Source organism: Bacillus mesophilus (genome assembly GCF_011008845.1).
In the GTDB taxonomy this organism is placed as follows: Bacteria; Bacillota; Bacilli; order Bacillales; family SA4; genus Bacillus_BS; species Bacillus_BS mesophilus.
The window spans coordinates 40,265-62,523 of sequence record NZ_JAAIWM010000013.1; the positions used below are offsets into that span (position 1 = coordinate 40,265).

General features: G+C 35.4%; 22 protein-coding genes, 1 tRNA gene and 1 pseudogene. 8 read left to right on the forward strand and 16 right to left on the reverse strand.

Annotated features, from left to right (window positions below; genetic code table 11):
* Positions 1-264 precede the first annotated feature (264 nt).
* From G4D63_RS21980 to G4D63_RS20600, 4 genes are all read right to left on the reverse strand, one after another.
* Positions 265-684 (reverse strand): DUF5661 family protein, encoded by a 420-nt coding sequence (locus G4D63_RS21980; protein ID WP_239586038.1) that lies wholly within the window; start codon positions 682-684, stop codon positions 265-267.
* 188 nt (positions 685-872) lie between these two features.
* The gene (locus G4D63_RS20590; protein WP_163181941.1) at positions 873-1,664 is read right to left on the reverse strand and encodes a cupin domain-containing protein; all 792 of its coding nucleotides are present in this window, start codon (positions 1,662-1,664) and stop codon (positions 873-875) included.
* A 503-nt stretch (positions 1,665-2,167) separates the two neighbouring features.
* Positions 2,168-2,743, reverse strand: a complete 576-nt coding sequence (locus tag G4D63_RS20595) for a CBO0543 family protein (RefSeq protein ID WP_163181942.1) — start codon at positions 2,741-2,743, stop codon at positions 2,168-2,170.
* Positions 2,744-3,327: 584 nt separating this feature from the next.
* Positions 3,328-3,573 carry a hypothetical protein gene (locus G4D63_RS20600; protein WP_163181943.1) on the reverse strand — a complete coding sequence of 82 codons (246 nt, stop codon included), beginning with the start codon at positions 3,571-3,573 and terminating at the stop codon, positions 3,328-3,330.
* A gap of 329 nt (positions 3,574-3,902) precedes the next feature.
* Between G4D63_RS20600 and G4D63_RS20605 the strand changes: the two genes are divergently transcribed.
* From G4D63_RS20605 to G4D63_RS20620, 5 genes and pseudogenes are all read left to right on the forward strand, one after another.
* A complete protein-coding gene (locus G4D63_RS20605) occupies positions 3,903-4,922 on the forward strand; it encodes a DUF3231 family protein (RefSeq protein WP_163181944.1) in 1,020 nt (339 codons plus the stop codon).
* Between the two features lie 193 nt (positions 4,923-5,115).
* On the forward strand, positions 5,116-5,478 hold the full coding sequence (locus G4D63_RS22515; RefSeq protein ID WP_420837838.1) for a CBO0543 family protein: 363 nt from the start codon (positions 5,116-5,118) through the stop codon (positions 5,476-5,478).
* A gap of 339 nt (positions 5,479-5,817) precedes the next feature.
* Complete coding sequence (locus G4D63_RS20610) at positions 5,818-6,822, forward strand: DUF3231 family protein (protein WP_163181945.1); 1,005 nt, start codon at positions 5,818-5,820, stop codon at positions 6,820-6,822.
* A 206-nt stretch (positions 6,823-7,028) separates the two neighbouring features.
* On the forward strand, positions 7,029-8,036 hold the full coding sequence (locus G4D63_RS20615) for a DUF3231 family protein (RefSeq protein ID WP_163181946.1): 1,008 nt from the start codon (positions 7,029-7,031) through the stop codon (positions 8,034-8,036).
* Between the two features lie 532 nt (positions 8,037-8,568).
* Positions 8,569-9,780: pseudogene (locus tag G4D63_RS20620) on the forward strand (site-specific integrase).
* A gap of 83 nt (positions 9,781-9,863) precedes the next feature.
* Here the strand turns inward: G4D63_RS20620 and groL are convergent.
* On the reverse strand, positions 9,864-11,492 hold the full coding sequence (gene groL, locus G4D63_RS20625) for a chaperonin GroEL (RefSeq protein ID WP_163181947.1): 1,629 nt from the start codon (positions 11,490-11,492) through the stop codon (positions 9,864-9,866).
* A gap of 86 nt (positions 11,493-11,578) precedes the next feature.
* On the reverse strand, positions 11,579-11,863 hold the full coding sequence (gene groES, locus G4D63_RS20630) for a co-chaperone GroES (RefSeq protein WP_163181948.1): 285 nt from the start codon (positions 11,861-11,863) through the stop codon (positions 11,579-11,581).
* A 449-nt stretch (positions 11,864-12,312) separates the two neighbouring features.
* Between groES and G4D63_RS20635 the strand changes: the two genes are divergently transcribed.
* Both G4D63_RS20635 and G4D63_RS20640 read left to right on the forward strand, forming a co-directional pair.
* Positions 12,313-13,038 (forward strand): CPBP family intramembrane glutamic endopeptidase, encoded by a 726-nt coding sequence (locus G4D63_RS20635; RefSeq protein ID WP_163181949.1) that lies wholly within the window; start codon positions 12,313-12,315, stop codon positions 13,036-13,038.
* Between the two features lie 18 nt (positions 13,039-13,056).
* Complete coding sequence (locus G4D63_RS20640) at positions 13,057-13,257, forward strand: YdiK family protein (protein ID WP_163181950.1); 201 nt, start codon at positions 13,057-13,059, stop codon at positions 13,255-13,257.
* A gap of 27 nt (positions 13,258-13,284) precedes the next feature.
* Here G4D63_RS20640 and tatC read toward each other — a convergent pair whose 3' ends face one another.
* From tatC to moaC, 4 genes are read right to left on the reverse strand one after another with little or no spacing between them, the layout of a single operon-like run.
* Positions 13,285-14,028 (reverse strand): twin-arginine translocase subunit TatC, encoded by a 744-nt coding sequence (tatC, locus tag G4D63_RS20645; protein ID WP_163181951.1) that lies wholly within the window; start codon positions 14,026-14,028, stop codon positions 13,285-13,287.
* Positions 14,029-14,045: 17 nt separating this feature from the next.
* Positions 14,046-14,228 carry a twin-arginine translocase TatA/TatE family subunit gene (locus G4D63_RS20650; protein WP_163181952.1) on the reverse strand — a complete coding sequence of 61 codons (183 nt, stop codon included), beginning with the start codon at positions 14,226-14,228 and terminating at the stop codon, positions 14,046-14,048.
* A gap of 15 nt (positions 14,229-14,243) precedes the next feature.
* Positions 14,244-14,885, reverse strand: coding sequence for a redox-sensing transcriptional repressor Rex (locus tag G4D63_RS20655; RefSeq protein WP_163181953.1), 642 nt, complete (start codon positions 14,883-14,885; stop codon positions 14,244-14,246).
* A gap of 18 nt (positions 14,886-14,903) precedes the next feature.
* Positions 14,904-15,386 carry a cyclic pyranopterin monophosphate synthase MoaC gene (moaC, locus tag G4D63_RS20660; protein ID WP_163181954.1) on the reverse strand — a complete coding sequence of 161 codons (483 nt, stop codon included), beginning with the start codon at positions 15,384-15,386 and terminating at the stop codon, positions 14,904-14,906.
* Between the two features lie 160 nt (positions 15,387-15,546).
* On the opposite strand from moaC, the gene G4D63_RS20665 reads away from it, so the two are divergent.
* The gene (locus tag G4D63_RS20665) at positions 15,547-17,478 is read left to right on the forward strand and encodes an ABC-F family ATP-binding cassette domain-containing protein (protein WP_163181955.1); all 1,932 of its coding nucleotides are present in this window, start codon (positions 15,547-15,549) and stop codon (positions 17,476-17,478) included.
* Between the two features lie 960 nt (positions 17,479-18,438).
* Here G4D63_RS20665 and tsaD read toward each other — a convergent pair.
* The 6 genes from tsaD to G4D63_RS20695 all read right to left on the reverse strand — a co-directional run bounded on the left by tsaD (position 18,439) and on the right by G4D63_RS20695 (position 22,237).
* Complete coding sequence (gene tsaD, locus G4D63_RS20670) at positions 18,439-19,455, reverse strand: tRNA (adenosine(37)-N6)-threonylcarbamoyltransferase complex transferase subunit TsaD (protein ID WP_163181956.1); 1,017 nt, start codon at positions 19,453-19,455, stop codon at positions 18,439-18,441.
* Complete coding sequence (rimI, locus tag G4D63_RS20675) at positions 19,427-19,903, reverse strand: ribosomal protein S18-alanine N-acetyltransferase (RefSeq protein ID WP_163181957.1); 477 nt, start codon at positions 19,901-19,903, stop codon at positions 19,427-19,429. The genes tsaD and rimI overlap by 29 nt, the downstream gene beginning before the upstream one ends.
* Before the next feature lie 13 nt (positions 19,904-19,916).
* A complete protein-coding gene (gene tsaB / locus G4D63_RS20680) occupies positions 19,917-20,615 on the reverse strand; it encodes a tRNA (adenosine(37)-N6)-threonylcarbamoyltransferase complex dimerization subunit type 1 TsaB (protein ID WP_163181958.1) in 699 nt (232 codons plus the stop codon).
* Positions 20,596-21,069 carry a tRNA (adenosine(37)-N6)-threonylcarbamoyltransferase complex ATPase subunit type 1 TsaE gene (tsaE, locus tag G4D63_RS20685; protein WP_163181959.1) on the reverse strand — a complete coding sequence of 158 codons (474 nt, stop codon included), beginning with the start codon at positions 21,067-21,069 and terminating at the stop codon, positions 20,596-20,598. Before tsaE ends, tsaB begins: the two co-directional genes overlap by 20 nt.
* Positions 21,059-22,048, reverse strand: a complete 990-nt coding sequence (thiL, locus tag G4D63_RS20690) for a thiamine-phosphate kinase (protein WP_163181960.1) — start codon at positions 22,046-22,048, stop codon at positions 21,059-21,061. Before thiL ends, tsaE begins: the two co-directional genes overlap by 11 nt.
* A 113-nt stretch (positions 22,049-22,161) precedes the next feature.
* Positions 22,162-22,237, reverse strand: a tRNA-Asp gene (locus G4D63_RS20695).
* Positions 22,238-22,259 lie beyond the last annotated feature (22 nt).

Genomic DNA, 22,259 nt, shown 5'->3' on the forward strand with positions numbered 1-22,259 from the left:
GTCTTTATGAAAAAGACCTGCAAGCCATTAACATTTGAATGATATGCTGTGCAGAAATTCAAACTTGGTTGGTGACTAGAAACCTTATCTTTCAATAATGATATATAGGTAAATTAAAAAAATTCCCCACACGTCTTATGCTGTTGGGGAGTTTCTTTATATTGATCTATGTGAGAAATTTCAAAGATCTGCTTTTGCTAGAATGTGCAAAAGCTTGAATATATTTACCGTTTCTTCATTAATCCTCATCTTTAAAATCGTATGTCATTTGTTCCAATATGCTTTTGCTTCTTCTTCAAGTACTTTCAATCTTTTATAATAATCGGGAAATTCGCTGAGATGAGCTAATGCAATTTTCCCAGTAGTAATAGGATCATCCGCAGTTACATTTGTCTGATTATATTTCCTTCCATGTTCAAGTTCAGTATTGACTCCTATCCAAAACTCGTTTAAATCAAATTTAGTCTTTCTAAAGTCAATATCTAATAGCAAAGCTATTGCTGCTGCTTCCTCTTTAGTAAAGCTTGTTTTAGTGTTGTTCGAATTAGGCACTCTATTAGTATCAGGTCTAAACATAACAGGATCTTTATTAAAGGTACTATTGAAAGTTCCTTGAGTAAAGTACATTCCGTAGTTTGGGTAACTCCTATATGGATACATATGATAAGGATTGTATTTATACAAAGAAATCACTCCTATAAATATAGTCACCTCCAATATATGTTATTAATCCCTTAATGAGCATGTATTGTAAAAGTAACTTTAATTATGACTAGGAGATATGAACTAACAAAGAAGGGGTTCACCAGCTGGCAAACCACAACATTTTTTGAATTAGTTCTTTCTAATAAATATACGCCTTTACTTTATTTCTACATATTCTTGCTTTGTTGAAGAAGTTTGGATTCCCCTGTACGTTCCCATTCTTCTACTGTTTCATATGCCTTTTCAGGAGAATACCCTTTACCTACAAGAACTCCCATTAGAATAAATTCTTGAAGAATATGTGTAACATTTATTCCTCTTTTAACATCCTCTAATCCTTCATTTACCAGGAATTCCGTGTATCTTATCCAATCATCAGGAGTCCTACCAAAAATAACTGTATTTCCATTGATATGACTTTGACCCTCTTCCGCAGCCATTGCATCAGTTTTCGTTACATGAACTGTCCCAAATGGATGGTTAGGAGGAGCATAAATCGAGTAAAGTTTTAGTGGAGTACTTCCTGTATTGGTTAGGTTATGCCAAGTTCCAGCAGGTATCACGATTGCTGAGTCATCATAGACATACCTTTGAAAGCTTAAGTTGTCTTTAGTTTTTCCCATTTGAACAATTCCTCGCCCTTGTTCTAAACGTAAGAATTGGTCAACATCAGGATGCATTTCTAAACCAATGTCTTCCCCCGGATTTAAACTCATTAAAGTTATTTGAAATTGTGCCCCAGTCCATAAAGCAGTACGAAATGTATTGTTTTGTTTTGTGGCCTCATTAATATTTATGACAAATGGGTTTGGTCCATAGTCTGTTAACATGTTGGAAGACCTACCTGGATAATATCCGTTTATATGATGATGAGTCCAATTTATTGACTGATTGTAATAATGATATTTTGGAACATAATTAGGATATTGGTATGCATTCATATATGGATCATTGTACATTTTCTTCAATCCCTTCTTACTTTATGAATTTATCGTATTCACTTATTAGGGAAAGGTACATTGTCACTTAATATTTGAATTTAAAATTAACAAAACAATTTTAATAGGTTTATAACACTAAGCAAAAGAGACAAACTGATATAAATAAAAAACCGTTCTGTTGAGGCTGAAAAAATGTAAATTAGCACTTGAATTAACAGTCAAATACAGAATGAAAAAAGCCGTTGATTTCACACCAGAAATCACGGCTCTTTTCTTTGGTCAGATAAGATTTTTCTCTTATATTAAACTCGAGCATTTATTGAATAGTATCCTTGTACTGCGCAGCAAAAAGATCCTGTTAAAAATGACAGGTCTTGTTCAATTTAAGCCCCTGTTATTTAAACAACTTCTTGCGCTAACAAAGGGAGTTTAGTTGAAGAAGAAAAATCTATTCTTTGTAGAAAAGCACTTAATGTTGATAAGATAATATGAAATCATATTACGACTAAAACGCAAACATTTTAGTGTGATTTTCTATACATTTCTTGAATCCATAAGAATGCATCTGTTATCAATTTTGCAATTATTGCTATTAATGCATAATTAATAAATCGAAATAGGTAGTTTACATCTCCATACAATTTAAATAAACCCATAGAGACTATAATCGGCTCAAAAACAAATGAAAAAAACATGGTGAAAATTAACGCGTATAAGTAATAATTTTTTTTCTTATTTAAAGACCACTGGTAAATTAACATTAAGGTTACGGGGACTAGGCTTGCATCTATAGAGAAGCTAGGTATTGAAGGAAATAGATGAATTGGATAGTGCCACATTCCCATATTAATCCCTAGCAAGTTAATATAAAAAGAAATTACGTGACAGCTATAACCAAAAAAGCCGATTAAAAATATTTTACTCTTATCAATTTTTAGGAATAAGACTAGTAATGGTACCAAAAGCAGAGCAACCATAAACCAATATTCCAAGGTCGTATAGAGTGAGAAGTCTATCCAATAATCCATTAACGCTTCTGTGGAATCTTTTCTCATTTTTACTATCTGATCAAACTGATCGATACGTGAATCTAACAACGGAAATCATCCTTTATATTTATCAATATTTATAAGATTTCCATTGCATGATATAAATATCCATATTAACCATTAGTTCTTACGTTCAATTAGTAATTGTCTCCACTATATAAGTTAGGAAAGACAACAAAATGTTAGAGTATATTAGGCATATAAGATTTTCAACTAAATGTGGGTTTTTTATTGTTCCACAATCATACTTACTTCAGTAGCAGGAAAGGACTCCTGTTATAAATGAGAAATATATATCAACAAAGGAACCCTGTAGTTCAATTAGAAAGTATCACTCATCTAACATCGACTATCTTACATTCATATCTATATAAGCATTTTAAGCTGACCATTTCGCTTTTCCATTTTTAATCCCTGCCACCCTTGATGAGTGGAAAATATAAAAAAGCCTACCAACAACTAGTTAGAATGCAAGGGAAATAGTTAATCTTTTAATTTCTTAGGTAATTTATTCACTATGTATTGAGTTTGAATTGTAGAATATATGACTCCTAACAGAGTCAATATTACTCCACTGACTAAAGAAGCTTTCTTCTGCTTATTGAGAGAATATCGTGTGAAGAGATAGTGAGTTACTGTACAAACATCAATGCAGTAAATGGAAAAACAAAAAATGTGTATGCCATTTCCAATAGGGTATAATTAAACCATTTTATATCAGGGGAGAGTCTCCATAACCAATGCGATGCACATAAGAAATTATACGTTAAATTACCAATTGCAATATATTGCATCGTTGGATAAAACTCTCTCCAGTTCTTATAATCCTTTCTTACCCAAGCGGCTATTATGCTAATAATTGAAAGAATAATATGCATTCAAAAAAACTTCCCTTATATTTTTTCTTATTCTTAGCAAAACAATAAAATTAAAACTGGATTTCTACTTTTTAACATTAATGCTCATTAACTTTAGTACATTGCTTTACAAAGTCACCTAAATTAAAAATTATTTACTGCGCAGTATTTACTCAAAAAGAAAAGGCGACCACTTTAAAAGCAATCGTCTCTTGATGGTTAATCTATTACCAGTATCCTTGTACTGTACAGCAAATGGATCTGTTTCTTTCGTCTTTCTTCTTTTCCTTAATAAAATTAAAATTTAGAGGCAAAATTAATTTATCAGTATTTAAAGTAGGAGGGCACAAATGGCATCTCATTCTAAAATAAAGCTAACATCAGCAGAGATTGCAACTCTTTGGACTACTTATCAAAACGATACTTTATCCATATGTATAACTGAATATTTTTTAGCAAAAAACGAGGATTCTGATATTAAACCTATTATCCAAATGGCGAGAACACTCTCTGAGCAAAACATTGGGTTTGTTACTCAAGTGTTTAATACTGAGAATTTCCCTATACCAGTTGGTTTTTCTAAGGAAAAAGATGTGTTTCCCAATGTTCCCCGAATATATGAAGATACATTCTTTTTATTGTTTTTAAGACAAATGGCTAGGGTAGGAATGGTAACTTATAGTAGTGCATTATCATTAGCAGTTCGAGAAGACGTAGTTGGGTTCTTTCAAGATTGTCTAGTTTCTGCAAGTAATTTATACAAGAAAACAACTGAGATCTCCTTACAAAAAGGAGTTTTAGTAAGACCTCCATATATATCTTACCCAGAAAAAGTTGAATTTGTAGAGGGGAAGGAATACTTAAGTGCCAGTTTAAACCCTTTTACAAGTAAGAGACCACTAAACTCTATTGAAATATCTCATTTATTTATGAATACTCAAACTAATTTACTTGGTAGTATGTTAACTACAAGCTTTGCACAAATGGCACAGTCAAAAGAAGTAAGAGAGTTTATGATCCGAGCACAACAAATTGCACAAAAGCATATTAAGGTGTTTGGAAAAACATTGGTAGATAATGATATGCAGGCACCAATGTCGTGGGATACGAGTGTTAAAAATTCCACAACACCAGCATTCTCGGATAAAATTATGATGTTTCTTACAACTTTAATAAGTAATTCTGGATTGGGGAATTACGGAATGGCTGCTGCAGTAAGTATGAGGATGGATTTAGCAACTGACTATTTTAGACTTTCCTTAGAGGTTGCAAGATTAGGAAAAAGTGGAGCTGATATAATGATAAAAAATGGTTGGCTTGAAGAGCCACCTCAATCTGCTGATCGTAAAAAACTTTCTCAAGAAAAATAACAATAGTGGTCACAATAAAGAACTTGTTAAGAGGGATGTAAACTATGTTTAGAAAAAGAGAAAAACTATATTATATTCACTCGCCATTTTCGGAGTAATTGAACTACCTTTTTCTTTCTTAAAGAGTCCCGAAAAAGGACTGGTTTATAGTATTTTTTATGAACGGATTTTTATCTAGTATCATTCTAGTATCATTGCAATGGTTGCAGTTACTAATAAGTGGATTGAGTATCCTGTCCGTCTTTTGCCCAAAGTTTACAGGATAAGTGTTATATATGATTATCTTTTATTTCCTTTAACTTCTTTTTGGTATAACCAAACAACTTATTCATCAAAGTTAAAGGGAATAATTCTTCAAACCCTGTTAATTTTTAGCCTTCCTTTGACAGTCTTGGAGTATTGGATAGAGAGGAAAACTAACTTAGTCAATTATAAAACATGGACTTGTTTTCATACTTATACATCTTTATCCTTGATTTTCCTATTTATAAGATCTTTTATGAGCTTAATAAGACGGCTAGCTAAAGATAATCAAATTCCACAAGACACAGACTAAGCAGCAGTGTTAATTATTTAGTCTGTTTTCTTTTTAAACTTTACTGCGTTAGCTTCAATATACTCAACTAAAAGATGAGGACATTTCTTACACAGTATACGTCAAATACGAAGAAGAGACGATCACTTAATAAAACGTAATCGTCTCCGTAATTTTCCCACAGTATCATTGTTCTGCGCAGCAAATGACTTTGTTTTGTTACTTTTTCTTTAATATACGAACCCTTCAATCTTAAAGCGATTGCCCCTTCTAAACAACCCTTACCTACATCTCGGGAATATTCCTCCAACACAAACACATAATAGTAAAAAATAACTTTAAATTATAGAGGTGTTTGCTTTGGGTATAGATAATATAAAACTAACGTCTGCTGAAATGGGAACTTTGTGGGGAGCATATGTGAATGGTACTGCCATTGATATTGTAAATAAATACATGGTAACAATAATTGAAAACGAAAAGATTAAGACAGTTATGGAAGAGGCAATACATATCTTTGCAAAACAAAAGGAACAGATTGTCACCTTTATCGAAAAAGACGGTTTTCCTGTACCAAATGGATTTACAGATTCTGACTTAAATAAAGGGACCAAACGGCTTTTCTCTGATATATTTTGTCTACATTATTTGCACATTATGACTATGCATGGCTTAATTGGTCATAACACAGCTCTTGCTTCTTCGGTACGTAAAGATTTAAGGAATTTTTATGATTCTTGCGACAATGATGCAAAATACCTTTATCATAAAACGACTGACTTACTTTTAGAGCTGGGACATTTTCAACGAGATCCATATTTTTATCCTGAAGAAAACCCACAGTACGTTTCAGGACAAAACTTTCTTGACGGTTTTTTTAGTGACAAAAGACCTTTAGCAGCGACAGAAATCATTAGTCTTTCTTTAAATTTAAAAAAATCTATCTTAGCAAAGACGCTCTCCATTGGATTTAGTCAAGTTGCTCAATCAACAGAAACGAGAAAATTCTTAGAAAAGTCAGGAGACATTGCAGATAATCAGATTCAATCACTAAGTAAAATCCTACATGGGGATAACTTACCTATCCCTATGTCACTGGAATCAGAAATAACAAATGCCCAAGAGGCTCCTTTCTCGGACAAGTTAATGATTTTTCACATGGGATTTTTGTATCAAACCTCACAAATGTACCAAGGGGCAGGCTTAGCAACTGCAATGAGAACAGATCTTGCTATGACTTACGAAAAGATTATATTGAAAAATCTTACCCTTACAAAACAATGGTTTGATCTGATGGTTCAAAATAAATGGCTGGAACAACCACCTCTTGCACCCAATAGAAAGAAAATTGCACAAGACAAGTAAATAAAATAAATTCACTATTTTTGATTAAGCTAACAAAACTGCACAGTAATGGTCAAATAAGAAAGACGAACAATTTAAAAGCAATCGTCTTTTGACCGTAAATCTATTACTATTATTGTTTCTAAAATACCTAACCACACAAAAAAATAATAAATTTCCAATCTAAGTTAATAATAAAAAAATGACCGGGATTTGGAGGATTTATCATGAGGGATATAAAGCTAACTACGTCAGAAATGACTCATCTTTGGGGGACCTATATTAATGATAGTATGGCAAACTGTGTTCTCCAATATTTTTTAATGAATGTAGATAATAATGATATTAAAGGTTTATTACAATTTGCTCTAAAGATCTCCCAAGACCATCTACTTTATTTAACTGATCTATTTGAAAAAGAGAAATTCCCGATACCTGTTGGTTTTCATAAACAAGACGTTAATAAGAATGCTTCAAGATTGTTTTCAGATGAATTTTATCTTTATTATCTTAAAAATATGGCCTTTATTGGTGGTAATGGATATAGCCTAGCTCTAGGGACCTCTGCTCGTAAAGATGTACGTAACTTCTTTATCAAAGCCATTCAAAGTTCTTCCCAACTATATGACAAATCTGTTGATGTTTTGTTAGAAAAGGGACTTTTTGTGAGACCAGCACAGATCAATACACCAACCAAAGTAGATTTTGTTACAAAACATAGTTTTCTAACAGGCTGGTTTGGAGAAAGAAGACCTTTAACTTCAGTCGAGATTATGAACTTATCTTTTAACATTGAGCGTAACGACTTAGGACGTGCTTTATTAACTGGATTTCAGCAGGTTGCTCAGGACCAGGATGTAAAAGAATTTTTATCAAAAGGGATTAAAATAGCTTCTAAACATGTTGAAATATTTGGGTCTATATTAAGCGAATCTGGTTTACCAACTCCAATGGTTTGGAATACACTTGCTACTGAATCCATAGATTTTACATTCTCTGATAAGTTAATCATGTTCCATTCTGCTGCTTTGACTGCTGCTAGCACAAGTCATTATGGAACTAGTATTGGTACAAGTCCTAGACGCGATATAGGTTTACATTATGCAAGATTAACGTTGGAAGTCTTGAAATATGGTGAGGATGGAGCCAATATCATGATTAAAAACGGATGGCTAGAACAGCCACCTACTGCAACAGATCGTGAAGCATTAAAGAACAAAAACTTAAACAGTTAACTAAACTCGTAAAAAAGATTTAAGTAGTGATATTTTTCACTACTTTTTATATGTCGTATATTGAGTTTAATTATAAGAATAATCTAGTGTCTGCGATTATAATTATTTTACCAATAGCTTAACTACATTCTCTCATATGTCACCTAAAATGAAGATATTTATTTCGCAGTATAAGTCTGCTACGCATCTTAATACATACTTTACAATCTAATAAGGTTACAAAATCTAACGGCAAATTTGTTTTTAACAATCAGTTATGTTAATTTTCACATTGGAAGAGCAGTGGCTCCAATAGGAGTCTAGCAAATAAAGTAATAACTATAACCCACCCTTTAGATTACAGAGGGTGGGTTATTCATTTCTCTCAACATCTCTATATCTCCCAAGTTCATTACAACTCTACTCAAACTACAAAATAACCTTAGATACCATACACTACAGTTTCCTGATTTATGAATTGAATGTTTCTTATTTTCATTGGAAATAATGAAATTTTAGCAACAAAAATTAAATATGAAAGTGAGAAATGCCAATGCAAGGACATTTTTATAGGAGAAACTGTAAGTGCAAAAAGAAAAAGTGCACTTGTGGTTCAAAGTGGGCTTTCACCGTTGATATTGGACTAGATTCGGTAACCGGCAAAAGAAAGCAAAAAGTAAAAAGCGGGTACAATACTAAACAGGAAGCGGAAGAAGCTGCTGCCACTCTGATTCATGAAATTAACCAAGGAACATATTTAGAGGAAACAGATAAGACCTTCAGTGATTTTGCAAATGAGTGGCTTCCCATCTATAGTGATTCAAAAGATGTAAAGCCCGGAACCATTCGAGTGCGTCTCCATGAAATCGAAAAATTATTGCCCTATTTTTCTAAATTAAAATTAAAAGACATTACAAGAAAGATGTATCAAGATGCTCTAAACGATCTAAAGGACAAAAGTTACTCTGATAGTACTAGGGAGGGAATTCACCGTACAGGGAGAATGATTTTCCGAAAGGCACTAGAACTGGAGCTTATTAAGAAGGATCCTACCGAATTTGCTTATGTGAAAAAGGATAAGAAAACGATTGAACAGCTAGAAGAAGAGGAAGTTCCAAATTATCTTGAAAAAGAAGAGCTCGCTTTGCTTTTAAAAACAGCAAAAAATAATGGACTTGAACATGATTACTTGGTGTTTTTGATATTAGCCTATACTGGAATCAGAGTTGGTGAGCTAGTTGCTCTCAAGTGGAAGGACGTAGATTTCAACAACCACACGATAAGTATTACCAAGACGTATTACAATCCTAATAATAATACCTTGGAGTATCAATTGGTGCCACCGAAAACCCGTAAGTCCAGGCGAAAAATTGTTGTTGATGAATAAGTGATTCAGGCACTAAAGAAACACAAAGAAGTTCAGGATCATATTATTAAGCAATTAGGTAACGAATATCACAATAAGAATTTTATCTTTACAAAAATGGAAAGACAATATGGTTATCCCATTGTAATTAAAACCATACAAAACCGTATGAAGAGACTTCTTACTATCGCAGAACTGAACACAAATTTAACACCACACTCTTTGAGGCATACTCATACGTCTCTCTTAGCCGAGGCAGGTGTCTCGCTTGAACAAATCATGGATCGGCTCGGTCACACTGATGATCAAATTACAAAGAATGTGTATCTCCACGTTACGAAAGAAATGAAAAAAGAAGCCTCTCAAAAGTTCAGTGAACTGATGAGAAGCCTCCGTTAATTTACCTCAATGTTAGCAAAATGTTAGCAAACCACTCTCACCTTACCAACAAACTCAGTCACATCATGGGTTGAGACGGCTTATTACATCATGCCGCCCATTCCACCCATTCCGCCCATGTCTGGCATTCCACCAGCATTTTCTTCAGGGATGTCTGCTACTACCGCTTCAGTTGTTAAGAACATAGCTGAAACAGATGCTGCGTTTTGAAGTGCATAACGAGTAACCTTAGTTGGGTCAACGATACCAGCTTCAAACATGTTTACCCACTCGCCAGTAGCAGCATTGTAACCAACGCCTACAGGCTCGCGCTTTAAACGCTCAACAATTACAGATCCTTCAAGACCAGCATTGTGTGCAATTTGACGAACTGGCTCTTCTAAAGCACGAAGCACGATGTTGATACCAGTTTGCTCATCACCAACAGCCTCTAATGAAGCTACTTTATTGTATACGTTAACTAGTGCAGTACCACCACCAGAAACGATTCCTTCTTCTACAGCAGCACGTGTTGAGTTAAGTGCATCTTCAATACGTAGCTTACGCTCTTTAAGTTCAGTTTCAGTAGCAGCACCAACTTTGATTACTGCAACTCCACCAGCTAACTTAGCAAGACGCTCTTGTAATTTTTCTTTGTCAAATTCAGAAGTAGTTTCTTCTAATTGAGCACGGATTTGCTTTACGCGCGCTGCAATATTAGCTGCATCTCCGTTACCTTCAACGATTGTTGTATTTTCTTTAGTTACAACAACCTTTGTAGCGCGCCCTAATTGAGTAATGTTTGCAGACTTAAGATCTAATCCTAAATCTTCAGTGATTACTTCTCCACCAGTAAGTACTGCGATGTCTTCAAGCATAGCTTTACGGCGGTCACCGAATCCAGGAGCCTTTACAGCTACTGCATTAAAAGTTCCACGAAGCTTGTTAACTACAAGAGTAGCTAGAGCTTCACCTTCAACATCTTCAGCAACTAGTAATAGTGGCTTACCTTGTTGTACAACTTGCTCTAATACTGGTAAGATTTCTTGAATGTTTGTAATCTTCTTGTCAGTGATTAAGATATATGGATTTTCTAGGATTGCTTCCATCTTATCTGAATCAGTTACCATATAAGGTGATGCATATCCACGATCGAATTGCATACCTTCTACTACTTCTAACTCAGTTGTGAAGCCCTTAGATTCTTCGATTGTGATAACTCCGTCGTTACCAACGCGCTCCATTGCTTCAGCAATTAATTGCCCAACTTCTTCGTCAGCAGCAGAAATTGCAGCAACTTGAGCGATTGAAGATTTACCTTCAATTGGCTTTGAAATAGCTTTTAGTTCTTCAACAGCTGTAACAACAGCCTTTTCAATACCTTTACGTACTCCAACTGGATTTGCACCAGCAGTTACGTTCTTTAGACCTTCACGAATCATTGCTTGAGCAAGAACTGTAGCAGTCGTTGTTCCGTCACCAGCAACATCATTTGTTTTGCTTGCAACTTCAGCAACTAGCTTCGCACCCATGTTTTCGAATGCATCTTCTAGCTCGATTTCTTTTGCAATCGTTACACCATCGTTAGTGATTAAAGGTGAACCATATTTCTTCTCAAGAACCACGTTACGTCCCTTTGGTCCAAGAGTTACCTTTACTGCATTTGCTAGAGTGTCAACTCCACGAAGCATTGAACGGCGTGCTTCTTCACTAAATTTAATTTCTTTTGCCATGTCATTTTACCTCCTTGAAATTTTCATCTTATAAGTATGGAAATTTAGCAATGCCAAATTATCTTGCGTTTGTTCTAAGTATGGGTTTATCCAATGACAGCTAAAATGTCGTTTTCACGAAGAACTAAATATTCATTACCTTCGTATTTAACTTCAGTACCTGAATATTTTGAGAAGATGATACGATCACCAGTAGATACTTCTAGGGCAACACGCTCACCGTTATCAAGAACACGTCCTGTACCAACTGCTACAACTCTTCCTTCTTGAGGCTTTTCCTTAGCAGAATCCGGTAGCACGATACCGCTAGCAGTTTTTTCCTCAGACTCAACAAGCTCAATAATTACGCGATCTCCTAATGGCTTTAACAAGTGAAACAACCTCCTCAATAATTTTACGAAATTTAGTCTTTTATTAGCACTCGAATATAATGAGTGCTAACACAATTTATATAATAATGAAACTCAACCTTTAATGCAAGTATTTAGGTTTCTTTTTTTGAAAAAATTCTTCTATGAATTTCCGACAATATTTTTATATGGCCTTTCAGTAAGACTCCTGATGTAAATGGATAGGGATTGTACGAATATCATGTATATTCGTCATGCACATACCTATTACAGTTTATCTTCTCTACTATATTTTAAACCTTTTACATACAATATTAAGAATGTCTTGAACGGTCGTACGGATCTTTCTTTTCCACCTATGTGAGGTGGGAGTTGGGACGAGGAACCTGTCCCTTTGTCCCAAAAAGGACTTGTCACTGTTTATATGGTACAATCGTTAGGGAAATGAAAGCATAAAGGAGAATTGAACATTGGAGAAACGGCACTGGTATGTAGTTGTTACTTATATCATCATGCAATTTTCTAGTATTTTAGGGGTTCCTTTACTAGTGAGTCTTGGAATAGACAACAGGGAAGTGGCAGTAGCCTACTGGTTAATTTTCAGTTTCTTTACTGGTCTTGTTGTGATTCTACTTTTACTTCGTCAGGATATGATGGTAAGGCATCATGAAGAGCGAAGCACCATTCCAGTAGCTATATTCTGGGCGTTTTTTGGAGTGTTTCTTGCGTTATTTGCTCAAGGGATTGCAGCAACCATTGAAAACCGTGTATTCGGTATTGAATTTGGTTCTGAAAATACAGATTTTCTTGTTGAGATTGCCCTGACTACCCCTTTATTTATTGTGGTTACCTCTATCATTGGACCAATTTTAGAGGAAATTATCTTTAGAAAAATCTTATTTGGCACACTATATAAAAGATATAACTTTTTTATTGCAGCACTTTTAAGCTCAGTTATTTTTGCAATGGTTCATATGGATTTCACGCATTTGTTGATCTATTCTGCAATGGGCTTTACCTTTGCCTTTTTATATGTAAAAACCAACCGAATTATAGTTCCGATCATTGCACATGTTGCAATGAACACATTTGTCGTGTTAGTACAGGTTGTATTTAAGGATGAGATTGAGAAATATCAAGAACAAGTTGAGTCAATGCAAGCTATGATACACTTTATCTGGACTCGCTTTATGTAATTGGAGGCTTTTAGCAATATGCGTAGAACATCACCATTCTTTATGGGTCTATTATATTTTGGTATGGGCGTGATTTTTACAGTTCTAGCCATTCAAAGTAAAACTGAGGATCTTTGGAGCTTTCCCACGATTCTCCTCATGCTGGTAGCAACATTTGACTTTGGAGTTGCCTTTCGAATGTTTGCCCTTCATCAAAAATTGAAGCAAGTAAAAAAGTAAGACTCTGAGATCAGAGTCTTACTTTTTTTATTCCTTATTCCTTTCGGCTTCTGCCAACATTCTCTTTTTGTAAGCACTTCTTGAAATAAGAATACTGATTTCATATAGGATAAACATTGGAACGGTTACCATCATATGTGAGATTAATTCCGGAGGTGTAATAAACGCCCCAATGACCAATAAGATGAAATAAGCATATTTTCTTACTTTCGTTAAAAAGTCTGGAGTTACAATTCCCAGGCGTGTTAAAAACATAATCACAACTGGTAGTTGAAACAATAAGCCAAATGGTAAGGTCAGTTGAATTAAAAATTCAAAATATTCATTGATTCCAATAACCTGCTCGATATTCAAGCGGTTTGCTAGCCTCGTCATGAAGTCAACAACAAACGGAAATAGTACAAAATAAGAAAACGATATTCCTGCTAAAAATAGAAGCAGAGACATTGGAATATAGCTTAACGTGACTTTTCTTTCTTTTTCAAATAAGCCAGGGCTGATGAAAGCCCATAACTGATATAAAGTGATTGGAAACGTCATGATAAAAGCAATGATAAAGGCGAATTCCATATAAACTTTAATTGGGTCTGTTAGCCTAAAGGCATTCATTGTCAGCTCTTTTGCCTCATCCGCCTGCTGTAAATAGACAATCAAGGGCTCTGCTAAAAAGAAGCTTCCGACCATCGCAAATAAGAAGAAAACGACTACGATAATCAGCCGTTTTCTAAGTTCTCCGATATGATCATAAACAGACATTTCATTGTGGTTCATCATATCTCATCCTAACCTTACTTGTTACCTTCTTTTTTCTTCTCATCGTCCTCATCATCTGCTAAACCCTTTGTTGCATTTTTAAATTCACGTAATGTATTTCCTGCAGCCTTTCCAAGCTCAGGTAGTTTTTTCGGTCCGAATATTAATAAAGCTACGAATACGATTAATAATAGGCTTCCAATTCCAACGTTTGGCACACCCATCACCTCCTTTTAGTCCAGTGGATATGTTTTTAAAAAGTATATTAACGATTGCAATTCTATTGATAAGTCAATATGATGGATCCTTACATGATCAGGAACATTTAGGCGAGCAGGCGTAAAATTTAAGATCCCCTTAATCCCTTTAGCAACTAATCGATCAGTAATTGGCTGTGCCACTGACGCAGGTACCGTTAAAATTGCAACGGATACTTCTGGACCAACCCGCTCTTCAAGCTCATCCAAATGAAAAATTGGAACACCGCCAATGTCACTTCCAACTAAAGACGTTTCTATATCAAATGCCATTTCAATTTTAGTACTATTATTTTTCAGGAAATTATAATTTAGAAAGGCTGTTCCTAAATTTCCTACACCAATCAACATAACCTTTGTCAGTTCATCTTGGTCCAGCGTTCTTCTGAAGAATGTAAGTAAATACTGAATATTATAGCCGTAGCCTTTTTTGCCTAGTGCACCGAAATAAGAAAAGTCACGACGGATGGTAGCAGAATCAACCTTAACTGCTTCACTCAATTCAGCTGATGAAACTCTCTGTTTGCCTGACAAATATAGATTCTTTAAAAATCTATAATATAACGGTAACCGCTTCGCAGTTGCTTGTGGTATTTTCGTTTGTTGTTCATCACTCAATAGTATCACCCATATATTCTACGATCTATGATAATCTCCACTCTTGCCACCAGTTTTTGTGATCAAATAGGTTGGTCCTATCATCATTCCTTTATCTACAGCTTTACACATATCATAAACAGTTAGAGCACAAGCAGAAACAGCCGTAAGAGCTTCCATTTCGACTCCCGTACTTCCCTTTGTTTTCACTTCACCTTCTATGTGTAATTCATAGTTATTACCCTTTGGATGCCATGTAAAGGAAATATTTACTCCTTTTATAGGGATCGGATGACACATTGGAATAATATCAGGTGTTTTCTTTGCTGCCATTATTCCAGCAACCTGTGCTACTGCTAATACATCACCTTTTTCCATTTCCATATCAACGATTCTTTGATAGATCTCTTTGGAAACTTCTATGCTAGATTTAGCAACAGCTGTTCGGACTGTATCATTCTTTAAAGTGATATCTACCATCTTTGCATGACCTTGATCATTAAAGTGGGTGAATTCCGTCATTCTAACCCCTCCTTAACTAGTTTACCTACCTATGACTATACACTATTTTAAGTGACTTGTCGCATTCCTTTGTGAACAATTTATTACTTCTAGCATGCTCATCTATTGCCCCTTAAACCAAATATATATACACTAATAGTAGAAACCTGAGGTGAACATAATGATCGTATTACAATTAAATCAAATTACAAAGTTTTATGGGTCAGAGCCTATCTTATCGAATATAAAATTAGAAGTACAATCAAAAGATCGAATTGCCCTTGTTGGTCGAAATGGAGCAGGTAAATCCACTCTTTTAAAGATTATTGCCGGTATCCATTCACAAGATAGTGGTGAAATTATTAAACCAAAGGATGTTACGATTGGATACTTAGAACAACATACTGGTTTAGAAACAAGGCTATCTATTTGGGAGGAATTACTAACGGTTTTCTCTCATCTAAAAAGACAAGAAAAAGAGCTTCGACTCATGGAAGAGCAAATGGGAGATCCCGCTCTATTTCAAGACCAACCACGTTATGAACGGATTCTAAAAGAATATGACATTCAACAAGAACAATTTAAACAACAAGGTGGATATCAGTATGAGTCTGATATCAGGTCAATTCTCCATGGTTTAGGTTTTGCCAATTTCGATATTAATACCCCTATCTCTACCTTAAGTGGTGGTCAGAAAACAAGATTAGCGCTTGGAAAACTACTTCTATCGAAACCTGACCTTCTCATTTTGGACGAGCCTACCAATCATTTAGACATGGATACCCTTTCATGGCTAGAACAATATCTAAACTCATATCCTGGTGCAATTTTAATTGTTTCACATGACCGCTACTTTTTAGACAAGGTTGTTAGCCAAGTGTATGAACTAGCACGAACTCACATGAATAAATATCATGGAAATTATAGTCAATACCTAGTACAGAAGGCTGAAAACTATGAACGTGAATTAAGACAATATGAAAAACAACAAGAGGAAGTATCAAAGCTAAAGGATTTTATCCAACGAAATATCGCAAGGGCTTCAACCACTAAACGAGCCCAAAGTAGAAGAAAGCAGTTAGACCGAATGACGTTAATGGACCGACCTAATGGTGATGAGAAATCTGCGTCATTTCATTTTGACATTAATCGTCAGAGTGGAAATATTGTCTTAAAAGTAGAGGATTTAGCTATTTCATATGAAGATCATGAACCTACGATTAAAAATATCAACTTCACATTAAACCGTGAGGATAGTGTTGCTCTTATTGGTCCAAACGGGATAGGAAAATCTAGCTTACTTAAAGGAATAATTAGTAAGCTTAACCCTAGCAAAGGTAGTATTCATTTTGGGTCCAACGTAACAATTGGCTATTATGATCAAGAACAAGCAAATTTAAAATCTAATAAACGGGTTTTAAATGAATTATGGGATGATTATCCACATGTCCCTGAAAAAGAAATACGAACTGTTTTAGGAAATTTCCTATTTTCGGGCGATGATGTGTTAAAAGAAGTATCTAGCTTAAGTGGTGGAGAAAAGGCTAGGCTAGCATTATCAAAGCTTATGATGCAAAAGGCTAACTTTTTAATTCTCGATGAGCCTACCAACCATTTGGATTTGGATAGTAAAGAGATTCTTGAAAATGCACTGATTGACTATCCTGGAACTATATTATTTGTTTCACATGATCGATATTTTATTAACAGAATCTCTTCTAAGGTATTAGAACTAGAAGCAACAGCCATTACAGAATATCTGGGGGACTATGATTACTTCTTAGAAAAAAAGCAAATGTTAGCAGAATTGCAAGAGCTAGAAGCAAAAGTAGTAAAACCTTCACAAGAGTCAGTAAAAGCTGAAAAACGTAGCTTTGAAGAAGAAAAAGAGCTCAAAAGACTAGAACGACAGCGAAAACGTAGAATTGAAGAAATTGAAAAGGAAATTGCCTCATTGGAGGAGTTAATTGCCCATAATGATGAACAGCTTTGTGATCCAGAAGTCTATCAAGATCACGAAATCGTCCAAAAGCTAAACCATGAGAATGACCAAGCTAATGAACAGCTAGAAAAGCTCATGCACGAATGGGAACATCTATTAGAACAAGAGTGAACAGCAATTTAAATGATAATAAAAAGCCAGTGAATTATTCACTGGCTTTTCTTATACACATATTCACAGAGTTACCCACATTATCAACACTTATCAGTTAAGGTTTTCTTTAACTTTTCCACAAAAACCATCTTGTTTTACTAACATATCCACAAAGTTATCCACATACCATAGTTATAGCTAGGATACAACCTAATAAACTCATTAAAGACTATCACACCAACCCTAAACATCATGCGACTTTCTCGAAAATTCTAAAAAAATAAACATTTAATCTCATCTTCCTATTAAGTTATCCACATTGTTTGTTGGTTTCTATGGATAAATAACTCATCACAAGTTCTTCTTGTGGACTTCTTCATTTTGTAATGCCCTAACCAGCTTAAGATTTCCGATTAGCAATAAATAAAGGAAGAATACCAGGTATGCCAATTGAGATATGTAACAAAGGTTGTGTAATGAACAGCGAACCATTCCCACAGTGTTGCATATAAGCACCATAAGAATACATATATAGCTTTTTTAAGTTAAGGATAAAAGTTTAAATATAATATGTTCGTTAATACATATAAGGGGATCACCGTAATAGCAGTCCAAATATCTCCACCTACATCGTAATACTCATAAAATCTAAAATTAATGCCTAGTATATAATCCGTAATAATTGAAAGATATAGAGCAAATAAACTTGTTATATACAATTCTAATTTGGTAAGATTCCTTTGATTGTTAAATCTCAGTATTAAAACATAAATCAAAATAGTTAAGAAGGGATACCAAGCACCCCAATGATAACGGGTCAATTCTATGGATTCCCGGACAGCTTCAGACATTTTCTCCACAGCTTTCTAGTTTTTTTAGACATTGCCTATTTGCATTATTAACATTGAGCAAACGATAATATACACCCTTTATTAATTAAAAAAAGGATGGACATATGATTCCATCCTTTTCTTTCTATTAAAACGATGTTAACGGCAAACCTGGATTTGCATTTAAATCTAAGGGTGAAGTCTTACCCTTAGCAAACGATACACTACCTGCAGCAGCAATCATTGCTGCATTATCTGTGCATAAAGAAAGTGGCGGTATAACAAGCTCAACACCTGTTTCATCTTTAAAGGCTTCTACAAGCTGGCTTCTTAGCCCCTTATTAGCTGCGACTCCACCCGCAAGTAATACCTGCTTAACTCCATAATTCTTTGCGGCCCTTTTTGTCTTCGTTACGAGCACTTCAATTACACTCTCTTGAAAGCTAGCTGCAAGATCCTCAGGTTTAATTTCCTCACCACGCTGTTTTGCATTGTGAAGGGTGTTAATAACTGCCGATTTTAATCCACTGAAGCTAAAATCATATGAATCAGGCTCTAACCATGCTCTTGGCAAATTTATTGACGGTTGTCCTGTTTGAGCTAGTCGGTCGATATGAGGACCTCCTGGGTAAGGTAGATCCAGTGTTCTTGCTACTTTGTCATAAGCCTCTCCGGCAGCATCATCCCTAGTTTCACCGATTACCTCAAAAGAGCCATGCTCCTTCATTAAGACAAGTTCAGTATGTCCACCCGAGACTACTAAGGTTAATAACGGAAATGTAAACTCCGATATAAATCGATTCGCATAAATATGACCTGCAATATGATGAACACCTACAAGAGGAATGGATTGTGAAAACGAGATTGCCTTTGCAGCGTTTACACCTATTAATAAAGCTCCAACAAGACCCGGTCCTTCTGTTACAGCAATTGCATCGATCTCTTTAAAGGTAACACCCGCTTGTTGTAATGCTTCCTCTAGGACAATCGTTAATTGCTCAACATGGTGCCGAGATGCTATTTCTGGAACCACTCCGCCAAACCTTTTATGACTTTCAATTTGAGATGAGACCACATTGGATAAAATCTCACGTCCATCTTTTACGATTGCCACAGCCGTTTCATCACAGCTGGTTTCAATTCCTAATATGATTTGCTGTTTCATATATATTCACCCACATCACTAAGGCATCCTCGCCATTATCAGTATAATAATTCTTTCTTATTCCACCATCTTGAAAGCCAAGCTTACGATATAACGATTGGGCTACATGATTGGTGACTCTTACTTCTAGTGATAGTCGCTCTGCCCCTAAAGCCATAACGAGCTCCACTGCTTGTTTTAAAAGTGCCTCACCGAGCTTTCTACCTCGGTATTCCGGTAGTACTGCAATATTAGTAACATGAGCCTCTTCTAGGACAACCCATAATCCACAATATCCGATTACTTGATCGTGGTCCTGCATAACAATATAACTCGCATAGGGATTGCTCAATAACTCATTGTGAAAAGCCTCTCGACTCCATGGTACTGTAAATGATAAATGCTCAATCACAAGTATTTGGTCAATATCGGCTACTGTCATTAACCGAAATGTTATAGATTCATTCACCCTCACTACCTCCTTAATGAGACTTCTCATTGGAAGCTAACCAATTTGCTTCTGCTTCTGCTAGACGAAGATAGCTAGGTACAAAAGTATGTAGATCTTCTGCTTCTTTTGTTGATCCAATGTGAGCCAATAGAGCTGGTCTTGGATTACCATCTAAAAAAGATGAAAATACAGCTTGATCACCTAGAACCTCTGCCATTTTTCCCCGGTGAATCGGTACATCATTTCCTATAAATAAAACATTACCATCGATATCTTTTAACTGTGCCAACCAATCTTCTAATGGAACATTCTGATCCTTCATTACTGAAGTCATACTTTGACCATTGTACTGATATAATCCTGTAAAGAGTTGTTCCCTTCTTGCATCCATAACAGGGCAGATATATCCGTTAAATCCCCTTCCATTCCAGGCCAATTGCTCTAAGCTAGAAACCCCAACTAATGGTACTTGTAGGCTCCAAGCCAATGTCTTTGCTATTGATACACCAATTCTAACCCCAGTATATGAACCTGGGCCTTTTGCTACTACAATTTTATCGAGCATATTCGGTGAAATATCACAATCTATCATGACTTGTTCAATTGCTGGCATTAGCCTCACAGAGTGATTTTTCTTTATATTAGTGATATATTCTCCTATAACATTTTGTTGGTCTGTTAAAGCAATCCCCATAACATACGTGGATGTATCAATTGCTAGTATTTTCATGTTTATTTAACTCCTTGCCCAATTGTTCGTACCTTTCACCGACTGCTTGGTAAACAATCTTACGTTTTTGATCATCTTCTCTAGTAATTTTAATACATGCATATTTTGATGGTAATTGCTCTTGAATTAAATGAGCCCATTCCACTACTGTTACACCAGAGCCATGAAAATACTCATCGAAGCCTAGATCCTCAAATTCATCTGAAACACGATAAACATCCATATGATATAAAGGAATCCGTCCATTGTACTCCTTTATAATTGTAAATGTCGGACTATTTACTGTTCTAGTAACACCTAGTCCCTCTGCTAATCCTTTCGTAAAGGTGGTCTTCCCAGCACCTAAATCCCCTTCTAAAAGAATAACATCTCCAGCCCTAACAAGCTGACCCAAATTACTAGCAAACTTTCTTGTTTCTTCCTCATTATTAGTTATCCAACTATTAGTTTTCATTATGATCACCATGCTTAAAATGATTATATCCTTGTTTTTTCAACTGCTTAACACTATCTCCACTTTTTAAAGATACATTTCCGCTTCCACGGATGACCTTTCCGATCTTAGTTATCTTTATGTCATCCTGAGCGAAAACTCGCTCTAGCTCAGACCATTTCTCTGAAGAAATAGTTCCAATAAGCTCATAATCCTCGCCACCATATAAAGCCCAATTTATAGCCTGCTCATGACCAAATGTTAGAATTTCAGCTGATAATGGGATTAATGATGCATCTAGCTCTATATCAACTTGACTAGCCTCTGCTATTTCAATAGCCTCACTTGCTACACCATCACTAATATCATTTAGTGCGACTCTTCCTAAATTGCTTAACAAGATCCCAGCTTGTCCTTGTGGTGTGGGTAATTGGTGGCGTTTTACCAAATACTCATTACTATCTTTCTCGTTTAATAGAATATGTAAACCTGCAGCTGAGTCTCCTACAGTTCCAGTTAGAAAAACAAGATCACCTGGCAATGCATCTGAACGTTTAAGACTCTTATCTTGTAATATACTTCCCATTACCATTACATTTACCACTAAAGGGCCCGAAGTAGATACAGTATCACCCCCAATTAGAACCATTTGGTACTGTTGGGCTAACTCTTCCATGCCTTTATAAATTTCTACTAACTCTTCTTCAGACCAACTAGTTGGTACTACAAGTGATACTAGGTAAAACTTTGGTGTCCCTCCCATAGCAGCAACATCACTAATATTTGCAGCTAGAGCTTTATATCCTATATGAAAAGGACTCATTGTTATCCTTGAAAAATGAACTTCTTCTACCATCGTATCAGTACACGCAATCACATCTTTACCAGTATATGGTCTTATAATAGCTGCATCATCACCAATGCCAACAATCACATCTGAATTAAGTTGATGTTTTGGTGTAATCTGCTTTATAAACTCAAATTCATCATGAATACTCATTTTAACACCACTTTTTCCTCTGTAAAATACAAAAAACCTTAGGAGTATATCCTAAGGTCCCTATAGTTATTTTCTTATTATCGGACTGAAAAAGCAAATAAAAACAAAAATTATGGCGGTCCCGACGGGAATCGAACCCGCGATCTCCTGCGTGACAGGCAGGCATGTTAACCGCTACACCACGGGACCATTGGTTGCGGGGGCAGGATTT

Coding starts and splice junctions, on each gene's coding strand:
- G4D63_RS20640 (WP_163181950.1), top strand. CDS start 13,057: ATGCGTAGAACATCACCATTCTTTATGGGTCTATTATATTTTGGTATG.
- tsaE (WP_163181959.1), bottom strand. CDS start 21,069: ATGAAAACTAATAGTTGGATAACTAATAATGAGGAAGAAACAAGAAAG.
- moaC (WP_163181954.1), bottom strand. CDS start 15,386: ATGACGGAATTCACCCACTTTAATGATCAAGGTCATGCAAAGATGGTA.
- tatC (WP_163181951.1), bottom strand. CDS start 14,028: ATGAACCACAATGAAATGTCTGTTTATGATCATATCGGAGAACTTAGA.
- G4D63_RS20665 (WP_163181955.1), top strand. CDS start 15,547: ATGATCGTATTACAATTAAATCAAATTACAAAGTTTTATGGGTCAGAG.
- tsaD (WP_163181956.1), bottom strand. CDS start 19,455: ATGAAACAGCAAATCATATTAGGAATTGAAACCAGCTGTGATGAAACG.
- groL (WP_163181947.1), bottom strand. CDS start 11,492: ATGGCAAAAGAAATTAAATTTAGTGAAGAAGCACGCCGTTCAATGCTT.
- G4D63_RS20590 (WP_163181941.1), bottom strand. CDS start 1,664: ATGTACAATGATCCATATATGAATGCATACCAATATCCTAATTATGTT.
- G4D63_RS20600 (WP_163181943.1), bottom strand. CDS start 3,573: ATGCATATTATTCTTTCAATTATTAGCATAATAGCCGCTTGGGTAAGA.
- G4D63_RS20615 (WP_163181946.1), top strand. CDS start 7,029: ATGAGGGATATAAAGCTAACTACGTCAGAAATGACTCATCTTTGGGGG.
- thiL (WP_163181960.1), bottom strand. CDS start 22,048: ATGAGTATTCATGATGAATTTGAGTTTATAAAGCAGATTACACCAAAA.
- tsaB (WP_163181958.1), bottom strand. CDS start 20,615: ATGAAAATACTAGCAATTGATACATCCACGTATGTTATGGGGATTGCT.
- G4D63_RS20605 (WP_163181944.1), top strand. CDS start 3,903: ATGGCATCTCATTCTAAAATAAAGCTAACATCAGCAGAGATTGCAACT.